This window comes from Pedobacter paludis (assembly GCF_003173575.1).
Classification (GTDB): Bacteria; Bacteroidota; Bacteroidia; order Sphingobacteriales; family Sphingobacteriaceae; genus Pedobacter; species Pedobacter paludis.
In genome coordinates this window covers 434631-448547 of record NZ_QGNY01000002.1, presented here as the reverse complement: position 1 = coordinate 448547, position 13917 = coordinate 434631, and the positions used below count along the sequence as shown (strand labels likewise).

Sequence of the window (13917 nt, the reverse complement as noted above, 5' to 3'; positions counted from 1 at the left end):
TATAAAGAATTTAAATAGAATAATAATTAATTTAAAAGCCCCTTTAGGGGTTTGAGGTATATGTTTGAAAATAAAGAACGCACAGATATTAATGAGTTAGGTGAATTTGGTTTAATCAAACACTTAACTGCAAATTTTAAAATCAAAAATGATTACTCGGTAAAAGGAGTTGGCGATGATGCTGCCGTTTTGGACAGCAAGGGAAAACAAACTTTGATCTCGACTGATTTACTTTTAGAAGGCATCCATTTCGATTTGGCTTATGTGCCTTTGATGCACTTAGGATACAAAGCTGTTCAAGTTAATTTAAGTGATATTTATGCCATGAATGGCAAAGCAAGCCAGATAACGGTTTCGTTGGGTTTGTCCAGTAAATTTCCTTTAGAAGCTGTTGAAGAACTTTATAAAGGCATCGAATTAGCCTGCAATAAATATAATATCGATTTAATTGGTGGTGATACTTCATCAAGTAAACAGGGCCTTGTCATCAGTATTACCAGTATTGGTTATGCCGATGCAGACAAGGTAACATACAGAAATGGAGCACAGGAAAATGATTTGCTTTGCGTTTCTGGCGATTTAGGCGGCGCATATTTGGGTTTACAAATTTTAGAAAGAGAAAAATTAATCTATCTTGAAAACCCACAAATCCAACCCGATTTAGAAGGTAAGGATTACATTATCGAGCGACAGTTAAAACCAGAAGCCCGAATGGATATTGTTGCACTTTTAGAAGATATGAACATCAAACCAACATCAATGATTGATGTTTCTGATGGTTTAGCATCTGAAATTTTGCATTTGGCAGAGCAATCTGATAAAGGAATTACCATTTACGAAGAGAAAATTCCTTTAGATCCAATGACTTATGAAACTGCCAGAGAGCTTGGATTAGACCCTACGGTATGCGCTTTAAGCGGTGGCGAGGATTACGAATTATTGTTTACCATTTCTCAGGAAGATTATAAAAAACTGAAACATGATGTAGATATTACGGTTATTGGCCATGTTACGGATAAAAATTCAGGATGTAAAATGGTTTCTAAATCAGAGAAAGTCCATGAATTGAAAGCCCAAGGCTGGAATGCTTTTAATAAGTAAATAATGAGTAAAGAGTTAATCCATCAAGATTTTATTGAACGTATTTCGGTATTACTGAATAACGCTAAAGATAAAATTATAAATACAGTGAACCACACTATGGTGTTCACTTATTTTGAAATTGGTAGGATGATTGTTGAAGAAGAACAAAAAGGTAAAGAAAGAGCTGGTTATGGTAAGCAACTACTAGCGTCACTTTCAATTAAGCTCACTCATGATTTTGGAAAAGGCTTTTCTGAGACAAACATAAAGCAAATGAGAGGCTTTTATACCACTTATTCAAAACGTCAGACACTGTCTGACGAATTCAAATTAAGCTGGTCTCACTATCTAAAACTCATGAGAATTGACGATGAACAGGAAAGAAATTTTTACGAGATAGAATCATCTAAAAATAATTGGAGCTTAAGAGAACTGCAAAGACAGTATGATACAGCTTTATATACCAGATTATCACTGAGTAGAAATCAAGAGCAAATTTTACAACTTTCTATAAAAGGGCAATATTAGAAAAACCAAAAGATGCCATTAAGGATCCTTATATCTTAGAATTTTTAGGCTTACCAGACGAAAAAAGCTATTCTGAAAATGAACTTGAACAAAAGTTAATTGATAAATTGGAGCATTTCCTTTTAGAGTTAGGTACTGGATTTACCTTTGTTGCCAGGCAGAATAGAATATCATTTGATGAAAAGCACTTTAAAATAGATTTGGTTTTTTACAATAGAATTTTAAAATGTTTTGTGCTAATAGACTTAAAAATTGGTGAATTAAAACATCAAGATATTGGCCAAATGCAGATGTATGTAAATTATTATGATAGAGAAGTTAAGCTATCTGATGAAAATAGAACAATAGGAATAATACTTTGTCAGGATAAAAGTGAAGCTGTAGTTCAATTCACATTGCCAGAAAATAATGAACAAATTTTCGCAAGTAAATATTCTACTGTTTTGGCAAGCAAAGAAAAATTGAAACAGCTTATTGAGGAGTAAATAAGAAAGAATATCTGTTAAGAGATTGCTTCGTGCCTCGCAATGACGGTTTTTCAATAAAGATGATTATAGGTTATCAGTTTGTGAGAACACCAACTGAAATTTGCCTATTCCTCATCCAAATATTTCAAATCAATCTGCTTAGTTGCTTTTGCACCCAGTTTTTTAATCTTTTCTGAAGTATTGGTTAAATTTCCAGAACCAACAGACAATTTATTAATTGCTTTGTCGTAAGCATCCTGCCCATTTTTAATGTGTTTACCTATATTTTCCATATCGGCCACAAAACCAACAAATTTATCGTACATGGCACCGCTTAACCGGGCAATTTCCATTACATTTCGGTTTTGTCTTTCCTGTTTCCACATGCTGGCAATGGTACGTAAAGTAGCCAACAATGTTGATGGGCTTACAATAACCACCCGCCTATCCCAGGCAAAATTGAACAATTCTGCATCTTTTTGAACGGCAATACTAAAAGAAGATTCAATAGGAACAAATAACAAAACAAAATCAGGTGAATTGATTTTATATAAATCCTGATAGTTTTTTGATGATAGCTCTTGGATGTGATTCTTAATGGAGGCGAGATGCGCTTTAACATAGCCCTCACGCTCTTCTTCTGTCTCGGCAGATACAGACCGCTCATAAGCAACCAAGCTTACCTTAGCGTCAACCACAAGGTGTTTGTCATCCGGTAAATCAATAACCACATCTGGTTGGTAGCGAGCGCCTTCGGCGGAGATGTGCGAGGCTTGAATGCGATATTCCTGATCTCGAACCAAGCCCGAACGCTCTAAAACCTTTTCCAAAATAACCTCACCCCAATTTCCTTGCTTTTTACTGTCGCCCTTTAATGCTTTGGTTAAATTATTTGCATCTTCCTGAATCAGTTTACTTTGAATCTGCAGTTCAGAAATTACACCTTTTAAAATATTTCGCTCATCAGATTCGGCCTTGTAAACCTTCTCTACTTTTTCTTCAAAAGCTTTAATATTTTCTTTTAACGGATTTAAAATCAAATCTAAATTTGTTTTATTCTGCTCTACAAATCTGCTCGATTTTTCTTCTAAAATTTTGTTTGCAATCAACTCAAAATCTTTATTCAGTTTTTCTTGAGATTGCTCGTAACTTATCTTCTGCTCGGCTAATTTTTCTTTTTCAGCGATGTAAAATGAGCGTGTACTTTCCAATTCTCGATTTGCATCAGCGAGTCGGTCGCGTTCGGCCTGTAACTCGTCAATTAACCTTTGTTGTTCCTGCTTTAACAAAACCGTAATGTGTTCTTTTTCTATAGATAATCCATTTGCCCGCTCTTCAGCCTTAGCTAAATTAATTTTTAGAGTTTCATTTTCGGCCCTTGCTTTATCAAAATCTTCAATGGATAATAAGTTTACGGAAGTTTGCGGTTTTTTAATAAATAAGAGTATTAAAACAATTAAAACGACTACAAGAAGTATAATAGAAGCGATTTCCATAATGATAAAAATTTTAGTAAAAATCGAAATTAAAAATAGATTTGGCAAACTTTTTTGGCAAGAAAACGAATTGAAAAAAGATAAAATATATAGGTAAACCTGTTGCTGATTACTATTTAATGTTTATAATTGACTTTTAAATAATACAAATGAACGAATTAACAATTCTCATATCCTGCCCCGATCAAGTTGGTTTGGTTACCAATATCACCTGTGTTTTGGCGTCCCATCAATTAAATATTATCGCCATGCGAGAGTTTGTAGATGAAGCGAACAAAGCATTTTTTACAAGAATTGCCTGTACGGGAGAATTTGAGGAAACAGATAAACTAAAACAAAAACTGTTAGAAAATCTACCTAACGCCGCTGTTGTGAATCTAATTACACAAAAAGAAAAACAAGTTGCTGTTTTGGTTACTAAGGAATATCATTGCCTTGCCGAAATTTTGATCAAGAATCAGTTTAAAACCCTGGGTGCAAACGTTCAATGTGTAATTGGAAATTATGAAGAGCTTAGAAATTTCACAGAGAAGATGGGAATTCCTTACTTTCATGTTTCGCATTTAGAAAAAGATAAACCACAATTTGAAGCAGAGATCAAAGAAATTTTAAATCAGTTTGAATTGGATTATCTTGTTTTGGCGAAGTTTATGAGAATTCTATCTGCCGATTTTGTAGAAAGCTATTCAGGAAAAATCATAAATATTCACCATTCATTTTTACCCGCATTTATTGGCGCAAATCCGTATAAACAGGCTTTTGAAAGGGGTGTAAAAATTATCGGCGCAACCGCACATTTTGTAACCGATAATTTGGATGAAGGACCAATTATTACACAACACACGGCACACGTAGACCATAATTTTGGTGTAAAGGAAATGGTAAGAGCGGGTAAAGAAGTTGAAAAAGCTGTTTTGTTGGAAGCCTTGGAATTACTTTTTGAAGATAGAATTTTTGTGAGCGGAAATAAAACCATTATCTTTAAGTAACACACAATCTTCATCCCTATGAAATGGCTTTTTATATTGCTGTTCTTTTGCTTCATAGAAGCAAAAGCCCAAACTGATCTAAAATTCGATAAAAGATTATTGGATTGCGAGGATAAGTGGGTGGTCATTCCTACAAATCAAGACAGTAGCTATGTTTACGGCTTCGTTTATCTGGATAATTTTGCGGGATTAACATTCAAATCTGAAGCGATTTTTGCCATAAAAAATGGAATTTATCATCCCCGAAAGGCTAAGGAATTTAAATTCAGAATCTCGCCTACCAAAGATTTGGTGGCTCTTGTTCCCGAAGGAAAACTTGGAATTTTAAACCTATCAGGAAATCCGCCGTGGTTACCTTTCTTTAAAAACAAAAGTCAGTCTACAGATCGCCTTTTTAGATTGGCCTATACTTATAACCTGTGGGGAGAATATGAAAAAGCTTTAGAGTATTTACGTAGAGTTGATTCTAGGGATATGTATTATTTTGGACTTTCTAATCAAAGAAGCTATGCCGAAAATCATTTAATCATGAGAAAACTCAATAAGGAAGGTTACCAATTTCCTTTTACTTCCGAGAGATATTGTGATTATTATAAGCAGACTGTATTTGACAAAACAAATGCGGGCCGATTAAAAGAAGCCGAAGAAATCTATAATGAAGCGCTTTCCCAGTGTCCAAACGAAGCCTACAAAGCTGAGATGGCTTACTATATCCTTTTTCAATATTATAAAATTAAAAATAACGAAAAGTTTAAAAATTGGGCGATGGAAATTGACAGGTGGATTTTACCGAGTAACGATTTGCCCATTAAGGTTGATAAAATGAAAAGCGAAATGGCAAAATTACAAACTCCTTAAAGCCAATTCAGCTACATCTTCTCCAGTTTGAGAACCGATGGCTATCCCCATTCCATTACAACGGGTGGCACAGAAAACATTTGGTTTAACTTCCTTAATTAAAGGTTCCAGTACATTTCCAAAAGCCATAATTCCGCTCCAACGATGCTCTATTTTAAAATGAATATCGGGTAAAATAACATGTTTTAAGAGATGCTCCAGCGCTTGCTGAATAACTTCAGTTTGGCCAAAAGCAGTTGTGGTTTCAGCATCAAAATCAATGTTTCTACCACCTCCAAGTAAAATGCGATTATTAATATTTCTGAAATAATAATAACCTTTATCATAATGAAAAGTACCTTTTACCTTTAAGTTTTTAATTGGAGACGTAATTAAAACCTGACCTCGGCCAGGACTAATTTCCAAATCTGGCAAAAGCGAATTTACAAATGCATTTGTGGCTATAATTATTTTTTTACAACTGAAATTACCTTGATCTGTATTCACTTCAACAACATTATCTACTTCTACAATATGTTTTACAGGGCAATTGTTAAATACAACCACACCTAATTTTTGGGCATATTGTAATAATGCAAACATCATTTTTCCGGTGTCAATTTGGGCTTCATACTGGTTTGCAATCAGTGATTCAATTTCTTTAAAACCGAAAGATTCTATTTGCGAATTTTTTAAACTGAAAGCATCTGCACCAACAATATTCCGAATTAGGTTATTAAAATGTTCAATTTTAGATACACATTGTTCAGAAAGCAAGGCTTCATCTTTTTTAAATAATTCGAAACCACCTTGGCACTGATAATCAATAGAATTATCTCCCAACAGATTGCGCAGTTTTAGTAATCCTTTCCAACGTCTTTCTATGAGTTTGCCAAGGTGATCTGTACCTGCAGTTTTTTCCTGTTCAATTAGCTCAGAAACACTTCCAAAGCATGCAAAACCAGCGTTTTTTGTACTGGCTCCTGTAGGTAAAAATCCTCGTTCTAAAATTGAAATTCTTAATTTGGGAGCAGTTTCTTTTAAATGAATGGCTGCATTTAAACCCACAATACCACTGCCAACAACAATAATATCATAGTTAAAAAAAGATGTTTTCTCCCAATAGGAAAGTTCATTTGCCATACCATAAAAGTAGTATATTTTTTAATCCAAATAATATGGGAACGCTTTTTGATATATCGGTAAACGAAAAACATACACAAGAAAATGGGAGTTTATTTAATTATAATCGTCCCGGTATTAGTGCTGAGCATGTTTGTACAGTGGCGTTTCAGAAACAAATTTTCTAAATACGCAGAAATGCAACTTAGCTCTGGACTATCGGGCAAGGAGGTGGCTGAAAGAATGCTACATGATAACGGAATATACGACGTGAAAGTGATGAGTACCGAAGGACAACTTACAGATCATTACAATCCATCAGATAGAACCGTAAATTTAAGTACAGATGTTTATTATAGCCGAAGCGTTGCCGCTGCCGCTGTAGCTGCCCACGAATGTGGCCATGCGGTACAACATGCTAAATCTTATACTTGGCTAAATTTAAGGAGCACAATGGTTCCCGTAGTGAGCATCTCATCTAATTTATTGCAATGGGTTTTACTCCTTGGGGTAATGCTGCTGGTTTTCTCCGTTACCCCAATTGTTTTAGCAATCGGCGTAGTCGGCCTAGCGTTGGTAACCGTATTTAGCATAATCACACTTCCTGTTGAATTTGATGCAAGCAATAGAGCGCTGGCATGGTTAAAAAACAACAGCGGTGTAATGCAAACGCAAGAAGAAAATGCACAGGCAAAAGATGCACTTTGGTGGGCTGCCATGACTTATGTTGTCGCTGCGGTTGGTGCCCTTGCAAACTTACTTTACTATGCATCAATGCTGTTTGGAAGAAGCAGAGATTAAAAATATATTTATCTATAAAAAACAGAGCGGTTCAGGAATATTCCTGGCCGCTTTTGTGTTTTAGGTTTTTCGGGGCCTAATCAGAATAAATTTTAAAATTTATCTTTCAAATTATTACCAACGAACTATCTTAGTCAAACAAAGTTAATGCAACTCAAAAAGCTTACATGAAAGATATTATTACCCAGATTTTCGAGATAGAAAATAAAATAAAACCTGAAGATTTTGCTCCGTTTAAAAGGAATTTTCAAAGAATTTACCATGAGTTGGAGGAAGAAGGCTATATCATTGTTAATCCGAAAGATCAGCCTTATGATGAACGAGATGCTTCTATTGAGGCGAATATTTTAAATGAAAACGGAAGTAATTTAAGAATATCTAAAGTATTAAAGCCAACCATATATAAAAATGAAGGCGGTAATAGAGTATTGATTCAGAAAGCAGTTGTAATAGTAGAGTAAACGGGCATGGAAAACATAAATTTTGGGATCGATTTAGGCACAACCAACTCTGGTATTGGAAAGTTTCAGGCAGGAAAAGTTAACATTTACAAAAACCCTGTCGGTTTTAGAGATACCTTGCCATCTGTTATTGCCTATAGAAATGCACGCATTTTAGTTGGAGATAAAGCCCGCGAATTAACATCGGTTCAACCAGAAAATGTTTTTTCGAGCTTTAAACGGAAAATGGGTAGTGAGCATACCTTTCATGTACCGGCTACACAGGAAAATAAAACAGCAATAGATTTTTCGGCACTGGTTCTAAAAGAGCTGATCAACTTCGTTGGAGATGAAAAGCCAAGCGCCGCGGTAATTACCATTCCGGCCTCTTTTGATACCGTTCAATCTAACGCAACAAAAAGTGCTGGCTACAGTGCTGGTTTACAGGAAGTTTTATTGTTGCAAGAACCTATAGCCGCATGTTTGGCCTATGCCAATACGCAGAATATTTCTATTGATGAATCTAAGAACTGGTTGGTTTACGATTTTGGTGGCGGAACTTTTGATGTGGCTTTGGTAAGTATAAACAACCGTGAGCTGAAAGTAATTGATCATGAAGGAAATAACTTTCTCGGAGGCCTGGATATTGATAATCTAATCTTAGAGCATCTTTTTTGTCCGGTTTTAGAAAAAGAACTTGGCACAGAAAATTTGTGGAAACAGATGGTAAGTGCCGAAAAAGGAATCTACAGCAAGCTGTTTTTTGAATTACTTTACCGAGCCGAAGAGGCTAAGAAAGAATTATCGATAAAAGAAAGCGTATTTGTTGAGCTCGAGTTAGATCTTGCCTCTAAGTTTATCGAATTCGAAATTACCAGACAGCAGTTTAACGAACTTATTCATCCAAAGGTTGATGAGACGGTAAAGCTTACTAAGCGATTGTTGGAGAAAAACAACATCTCCAACCAACAGGTTGAGCGCATAATTTTGGTTGGCGGCACTACTTATATTCCATACGTAAAAGAATATCTGCATCAGGAATTTGAATCTACTGTAGATTCAAGCATCGATCCAACAACGGCAATTATTGTTGGCGCAAGTTATTATGCCGGCACCAAAAACAAGCAAAATTTGAGTACGCAAGTCGCTGAAATTAAGGAAGATTTACCGGCTAAACTGCAAGATGTTAAATTGGTTTACGAAGTAAATTCTCAAGACAATGAAGAGCTTTTAACCGGATTTGTTCCGAATGAATTTTCAGGTTACTACCGGGTAACAAGAACAGATGGCGGTTTTGATACGGGCTTGATTTCTTTCCACTCCAAGTTTAACGAGTTCTTAAAATTAGTACCTAAAACCAGTAATTTTTTCAACGTTAAAATATTCGATAAACATCAGATATTGGTGTTTGAGAAGGAAAACCTAAGCATCAATCATGGCATTTACAACATATCCGGCCAGCCTTTGCCTAATGATATTTGCTTAGAAGTTGATGACACTCTAGGCACAACCTATCTGGAACGGGTATTTAGAAAAAATGATATTTTGCCCTTATCGAAAAAGCTTTATAAAACGATTTCTAAAACCATTTTAAAAAATTCTGGCGAGAAATTGATCATCAACATTGTTGAAGGTAAAGCCGAGACCTCTCCTGCCAGTAATTTATGCATTGGCTATCTGGAAATCAATTCAGAAGATTTATCTGCCAATTTGTTAAAAGGAACAGATATCGAAATCGATTTCGACATTAGCGAATCAAGAGATTTAACGGTTAATATTTACATCGGGGCTATTAATTTAGAAATTAGTCAGGTATTTAATGCTTCGGCAAAACAGGTTTCCATCGCTAAATTAAGGCTAGAGCTAGAAAAATCTTTAACTAATATCGATTATGAAATTGAAGAATTTAGCAATAACCATCAGGAAGACATAGCCGATCGCTTAAATGATGTTCGGATTGAAATTATCGAGCTTTTAAAGGCACTTATCGATATTGAGGATGATTTGGTAACCGATAAGATTTATAACATTGATGAGCGCAAGCGCAAGGCGTTTCAGGTTTATGATGATTTAGTGAGAAGGAAAAACGTTATTGCCGAAATTGAAGAATATCAGGCTTATAAAATGGAGATTAAGGAAGATCTTCTTCTAAAACCAAACCCTAAAATTGAGCATGTTTTTAACAATATTATCAAGAATGAAGCACAGTTTTTAAACTCAAATCAAACATCGTTAATAAAATCAAAAACCAAAGAACTGCAGAAAATTTCTCAGGAGATTTATTATCAGCATGACGAGGCTTATGTAAATTTATTTTATCAATATGCTTATAAGGATATCAGTGAATATTCAAATGAATCTATCGCTAAAAAGCATATTTTAAATGGTGAAAGAGCTGTTAAAGAGGTTAAGTATGCAGAATTAAAAGCCATAATTTCTGCACTTTATCATTTGTTAAAAGTTAAGCCAAGAGATTACTTTGAGGATAAAAATGGAACGCTTGGATTGAAATAAATTCTATTTTTTCCTGCCCAGCGCATTAATTAATCTGGCGATTAAACCAACAACCAGAATGAAAGGCGTGATAGATCCAGAATAACCACTTGTAATCGCAATAATGATAATTACAACAACTACGGCTATGATTATAACCGTCATGGTGGTAGAACTTGTAGAACTGCCACTTGAAATTGGTTCGTTTGGATAAACCCATTGAAGCGCAATTTGCTGATTGTTTTCTAAGGTTTCTTTTAAGCTATCGGTATAGGCATTAAAGTAGCTTGCCGCATATAGAATTTTGCCCAGGAAGATTTTATTGTTTACGGTGTTTTTCTGCTTTTCGCAGATGATGTTGTTAATGGTTAAAATATCATCATCAAAAAAGTGTTGATCTACCGTACTCAGCATAGTGTAATACTGAATATCGGATGAGTACGGATTTGACTGAACGTATCCAACAAATTGGTTATTATAAATTGCCGAGATTAAGGATTGATTTTTAAGTTTTAACGTTTGATAAACTTCTTCCTTAGTTCCATCGCCAACAAGAAAGGCATAATTTATAAAAACACTTCTTAAGCTGTTCCACTTATTGTTTCTGATGCACTGTTTCAAATACTCAGAAATATTTTCTGAAAAGGCATGTTCAAATTCTTGAAGGGTTTCTGGTGAGATATTTTCGTGATCGAAGCGGGCAAAGTTTACATTTGTTTGTTTTCCCGTTACAATAATATTGATGTTTTTATGCTTTAGAATGGGAATAAATTTGCCCCGGTATGTTCGTAAAAATGAAATCAGATTTTCAATATCGTTAACCTTCACTTCAGGATTTAGCTTTGCTTCGGCTTTTAAAATCTTTTCTACTTTAATGATGTCGTCATCAAGATCAAAATTTAAGTCTGGAAATTGTTTTTGGGCTAAGTCTAAAAGATTGAGCTGAATCATTTTAAAGAATAAGAGGCGTAATGTTTGCTTTACAAAGGTATAATAAAACAAGAAAATTTGAACGCAAAAATCCTAAGCGTTAAATATTTAGTGATAATAATAAGAAAGGATTGTTAGTTTAATTTGTAAGGTGCTATCAACAGAAACTGCGGAATATCAACATCAAATTCAGAGTCATCGGTAAGGCGTTTCATCAAATATTTACCTTCCATGCTGCCAATATCGGTTTTAAGATTACAACCCGAAACATAAACATGCGTTTCGCCTGGATTAATAACGGGCTGAATGCCAACAACACCTTCTCCCTCTACCTCTCTACGGCTACTGTTAGAATCAAATATAAACCACTGTCTACGCATTAATTGAACAGCATAATCAGAAAGATTGGAAATTTCTACACGATAAGCGAACATAAAATGCTCATTGGCCGGATTAGAATATTCCGGCTGGTAAATGGTTTCTACTGAAACTTTAACTCCATCTGTAATTGCTGTAACCATGATGATTTATACGAATGTACAAAAATGCTTTCAAAAATCAAGCCAGTACATTTGTTGGATCGTAGTTGGCAAACTTCACTGCCACTTCGTCTAAAATGCTGTAAATGTTACTGATCTCGCCCTCAGAAACCAAACGCATCCGGTAAGGTTTAAAATCTGGCAAGCCCTTAAAATAATTTGCATAATGCCTGCGCATTTCAAAAACGCCCGTTTTTGGCCCTTTCCATTCGATAGATTTTTCCAGGTGCGTTCTACAAACAGAAATGCGTTCTTCAATTGTTGGTCCGGCTAAATGTTCTCCGGTTTTAAAAAAGTGTTTTATTTCTCTAAAAATCCACGGATAACCAATCGCCGCCCTGCCAATCATAATTCCATCAACCTCATATTCCATGCGCCAGTTGGCTGCCTTTTCCGGACTATCAACATCGCCATTACCAAAAATTGGAATTTTAATTCGCGGATTACGTTTAATCTCTCTAATCAAACTCCAATCTGCAGATCCTTTATATAGTTGTGCTCGGGTACGCCCGTGAATCGTTAATGCCTGGATGCCCACATCCTGAAGTCTTTCTGCAACCTCACAGACGTTTTTGGTATTGTCATCCCAGCCTAAACGTGTTTTTACGGTAACCGGTAAATGAGAAGCCTTTACAACAGCATCAGTCATTTTTACCATTTTATCAATGTCCTGCAACAAGCTAGAACCGGCACCTTTACAAACTACATTTTTAACTGGGCAGCCATAATTGATATCTACTAAATCTGGCCCAGCTTGCGAAGCAATTTCTGAAGCCTCACGCATATGTTCGATATCGCCTCCGAAAATCTGAATGCCGATAGGCCTTTCGTATTCGAAAATATCAAGTTTTTGAATGCTTTTTGCCGCATCGCGAATTAAACCTTCAGATGAAATAAATTCGGTATACATCATATCAGCGCCATTTTGCTTACATACAAAACGGAACGGCGGATCGCTAACATCCTCCATCGGAGCCAACAATAACGGGAACTCTCCTAAATCTATATTTCCTATCTTTACAGACATTTTCTATCTTCAACGATTAATAAAACATACAAAGGTACAAATAATGAATTTTGTAAAACCCATTCGCGAAGAAAGCCACCCTCTTTTACAGATATTTTTACTTTGTGTTTACTGGGGGGTAGGCGCAATATTATTCAGTGCATTGGGTGTACTCGTTGTTCTTATGGTTTATGGAACATCGATATTCAGCAATTTTGATCAGATTATGAGCGGTGCGCCACAGTTTATAACCGCCTTAAAGATCATTCAGATTTTTAGTTCGATTGGGATGTTTATTTTGCCTCCAATAGCCCTAGCTCTAACAGAAAGAAAAACACCAAGTACATTTTATGGATTTAAAAAGCCGCATGTGCTGTTACTGGTACTTGTTTTAGTTATCATGATTGTGAGCATGCCATTTATGGAATGGACAGCAATTTGGAATCAAAAAATGGTTTTGCCCGATTTTTTAAAGGGAATAGAGCATTGGATGAAGGAAAAGGAAGATGAGGCCATGAAATTAACCATTCAACTGATAATGGTTAGGAGCAATATCGATTTTATTGTTAACCTGCTTATGATTGCCGTTTTGCCCGCCATCGGAGAAGAATTATTTTTTAGGGCAGGCCTTCAAGGCTCACTGCAAAAAATGCTGGGTAATCACCATGTGGCAATTTGGAGTGCTGCAATAATTTTTAGCGCCATCCACGTGCAGTTTTATGGCTTTATTCCACGCATGCTCTTGGGCGCAGGCTTTGGTTATTTATATTATTTTAGCGGTAGCATTTGGTATGCAATGCTGGCGCACTTTTTAAATAATGCTTATGCCGTTTGTGCGGCGTTTTATATGCAAAAACACAATTTGCCCTTAGATAAGGCAGACGAACCGATCGGTTTTCCTTGGTATGGCTATGTAATTAGTGTAATAATAACCATAGCTTTGTTTAAATTTTTTAAAGATACCGCACAACGTGAACGAAAACTGGGTTAAAGTATATACAACTGGCGATGCATTTGCCGCCGAAGTTTTGAAACAGGGCTTAACTGAAGCCGGAATTCCGGCCGTAACCATTAACAAGCAACTTGCTGCTTATAATTTTGGCGAAGTAAACGTTTTGGTAAATCAGGCCGATTTTGATAAAGCAATTGAGTACATGGTTCAAAATGAAATTGAATAAAAATTCTA

The 13917-nt window shown here is 35.6% G+C and carries 15 protein-coding genes; 10 read left to right on the top strand and 5 right to left on the bottom strand.

Annotation, left to right across the window (positions count from 1 at the left end; genetic code table 11):
* Positions 1–60: 60 nt before the first annotated feature.
* Genes thiL through DF947_RS22465 form a run of 3 tightly spaced genes read left to right on the top strand, consistent with a single transcriptional unit; the run spans position 61 to position 2096 of the window.
* Complete coding sequence (gene thiL / locus DF947_RS06475; RefSeq protein ID WP_109928885.1) at positions 61–1101, top strand: thiamine-phosphate kinase; 1041 nt, start codon at positions 61–63, stop codon at positions 1099–1101.
* 3 nt (positions 1102–1104) lie between these two features.
* Positions 1105–1611 carry a DUF1016 N-terminal domain-containing protein gene (locus DF947_RS22470; RefSeq protein ID WP_240615326.1) on the top strand — a complete coding sequence of 169 codons (507 nt, stop codon included), beginning with the start codon at positions 1105–1107 and terminating at the stop codon, positions 1609–1611.
* Positions 1605–2096, top strand: coding sequence for a PDDEXK nuclease domain-containing protein (locus DF947_RS22465; protein WP_317046756.1), 492 nt, complete (start codon positions 1605–1607; stop codon positions 2094–2096). The genes DF947_RS22470 and DF947_RS22465 overlap by 7 nt, the downstream gene beginning before the upstream one ends.
* A gap of 107 nt (positions 2097–2203) precedes the next feature.
* On the opposite strand, the gene DF947_RS06465 is transcribed toward DF947_RS22465, so the two are convergent.
* Positions 2204–3574 (bottom strand): DNA recombination protein RmuC, encoded by a 1371-nt coding sequence (locus DF947_RS06465; protein WP_109928884.1) that lies wholly within the window; start codon positions 3572–3574, stop codon positions 2204–2206.
* Between the two features lie 149 nt (positions 3575–3723).
* On the opposite strand from DF947_RS06465, the gene purU reads away from it, so the two are divergent.
* Positions 3724–4563, top strand: coding sequence for a formyltetrahydrofolate deformylase (purU, locus tag DF947_RS06460; RefSeq protein WP_109928883.1), 840 nt, complete (start codon positions 3724–3726; stop codon positions 4561–4563).
* 18 nt (positions 4564–4581) lie between these two features.
* A complete protein-coding gene (locus tag DF947_RS06455) occupies positions 4582–5421 on the top strand; it encodes a hypothetical protein (protein ID WP_109928882.1) in 840 nt (279 codons plus the stop codon).
* Here the strand turns inward: DF947_RS06455 and DF947_RS06450 are convergent.
* Positions 5407–6543, bottom strand: coding sequence for an NAD(P)/FAD-dependent oxidoreductase (locus DF947_RS06450; protein ID WP_109928881.1), 1137 nt, complete (start codon positions 6541–6543; stop codon positions 5407–5409). The genes DF947_RS06455 and DF947_RS06450 overlap by 15 nt on opposite strands.
* Before the next feature lie 84 nt (positions 6544–6627).
* Between DF947_RS06450 and DF947_RS06445 the strand changes: the two genes are divergently transcribed.
* The 3 genes from DF947_RS06445 to DF947_RS06435 all read left to right on the top strand — a co-directional run bounded on the left by DF947_RS06445 (position 6628) and on the right by DF947_RS06435 (position 10277).
* Entirely contained in the window at positions 6628–7323 is a 696-nt protein-coding gene (locus DF947_RS06445) for a zinc metallopeptidase (protein ID WP_109928880.1), read from the top strand.
* Between the two features lie 167 nt (positions 7324–7490).
* Positions 7491–7784, top strand: a complete 294-nt coding sequence (locus DF947_RS06440; RefSeq protein ID WP_109928879.1) for a hypothetical protein — start codon at positions 7491–7493, stop codon at positions 7782–7784.
* 6 nt (positions 7785–7790) lie between these two features.
* Positions 7791–10277, top strand: a complete 2487-nt coding sequence (locus DF947_RS06435) for an Hsp70 family protein (RefSeq protein ID WP_109928878.1) — start codon at positions 7791–7793, stop codon at positions 10275–10277.
* Positions 10278–10280: 3 nt separating this feature from the next.
* Here DF947_RS06435 and DF947_RS06430 read toward each other — a convergent pair whose 3' ends face one another.
* The 3 genes from DF947_RS06430 to dusB form a co-directional block, all read right to left on the bottom strand.
* Positions 10281–11207, bottom strand: coding sequence for a hypothetical protein (locus tag DF947_RS06430; RefSeq protein ID WP_109928877.1), 927 nt, complete (start codon positions 11205–11207; stop codon positions 10281–10283).
* Positions 11208–11320: 113 nt separating this feature from the next.
* The gene (gene apaG, locus DF947_RS06425) at positions 11321–11707 is read right to left on the bottom strand and encodes a Co2+/Mg2+ efflux protein ApaG (protein ID WP_109928876.1); all 387 of its coding nucleotides are present in this window, start codon (positions 11705–11707) and stop codon (positions 11321–11323) included.
* A gap of 37 nt (positions 11708–11744) precedes the next feature.
* Complete coding sequence (gene dusB, locus DF947_RS06420; protein WP_109928875.1) at positions 11745–12752, bottom strand: tRNA dihydrouridine synthase DusB; 1008 nt, start codon at positions 12750–12752, stop codon at positions 11745–11747.
* A gap of 43 nt (positions 12753–12795) precedes the next feature.
* Here dusB and DF947_RS06415 point away from each other — a divergent pair, with 43 nt between their 5' ends.
* Positions 12796–13722 carry a CPBP family intramembrane glutamic endopeptidase gene (locus tag DF947_RS06415; protein ID WP_109928874.1) on the top strand — a complete coding sequence of 309 codons (927 nt, stop codon included), beginning with the start codon at positions 12796–12798 and terminating at the stop codon, positions 13720–13722.
* Entirely contained in the window at positions 13703–13909 is a 207-nt protein-coding gene (locus DF947_RS06410; protein WP_158526236.1) for a putative signal transducing protein, read from the top strand. Before DF947_RS06415 ends, DF947_RS06410 begins: the two co-directional genes overlap by 20 nt.
* Positions 13910–13917 lie beyond the last annotated feature (8 nt).

Coding starts and splice junctions, on each gene's coding strand:
- DF947_RS06455 (WP_109928882.1), top strand. CDS start 4,582: ATGAAATGGCTTTTTATATTGCTGTTCTTTTGCTTCATAGAAGCAAAA.
- DF947_RS06435 (WP_109928878.1), top strand. CDS start 7,791: ATGGAAAACATAAATTTTGGGATCGATTTAGGCACAACCAACTCTGGT.
- DF947_RS06415 (WP_109928874.1), top strand. CDS start 12,796: ATGAATTTTGTAAAACCCATTCGCGAAGAAAGCCACCCTCTTTTACAG.
- DF947_RS06465 (WP_109928884.1), bottom strand. CDS start 3,574: ATGGAAATCGCTTCTATTATACTTCTTGTAGTCGTTTTAATTGTTTTA.
- DF947_RS06450 (WP_109928881.1), bottom strand. CDS start 6,543: ATGGCAAATGAACTTTCCTATTGGGAGAAAACATCTTTTTTTAACTAT.
- DF947_RS06430 (WP_109928877.1), bottom strand. CDS start 11,207: ATGATTCAGCTCAATCTTTTAGACTTAGCCCAAAAACAATTTCCAGAC.
- DF947_RS22470 (WP_240615326.1), top strand. CDS start 1,105: ATGAGTAAAGAGTTAATCCATCAAGATTTTATTGAACGTATTTCGGTA.
- thiL (WP_109928885.1), top strand. CDS start 61: ATGTTTGAAAATAAAGAACGCACAGATATTAATGAGTTAGGTGAATTT.
- apaG (WP_109928876.1), bottom strand. CDS start 11,707: ATGGTTACAGCAATTACAGATGGAGTTAAAGTTTCAGTAGAAACCATT.
- DF947_RS06440 (WP_109928879.1), top strand. CDS start 7,491: ATGAAAGATATTATTACCCAGATTTTCGAGATAGAAAATAAAATAAAA.
- DF947_RS06445 (WP_109928880.1), top strand. CDS start 6,628: ATGGGAGTTTATTTAATTATAATCGTCCCGGTATTAGTGCTGAGCATG.
- purU (WP_109928883.1), top strand. CDS start 3,724: ATGAACGAATTAACAATTCTCATATCCTGCCCCGATCAAGTTGGTTTG.
- dusB (WP_109928875.1), bottom strand. CDS start 12,752: ATGTCTGTAAAGATAGGAAATATAGATTTAGGAGAGTTCCCGTTATTG.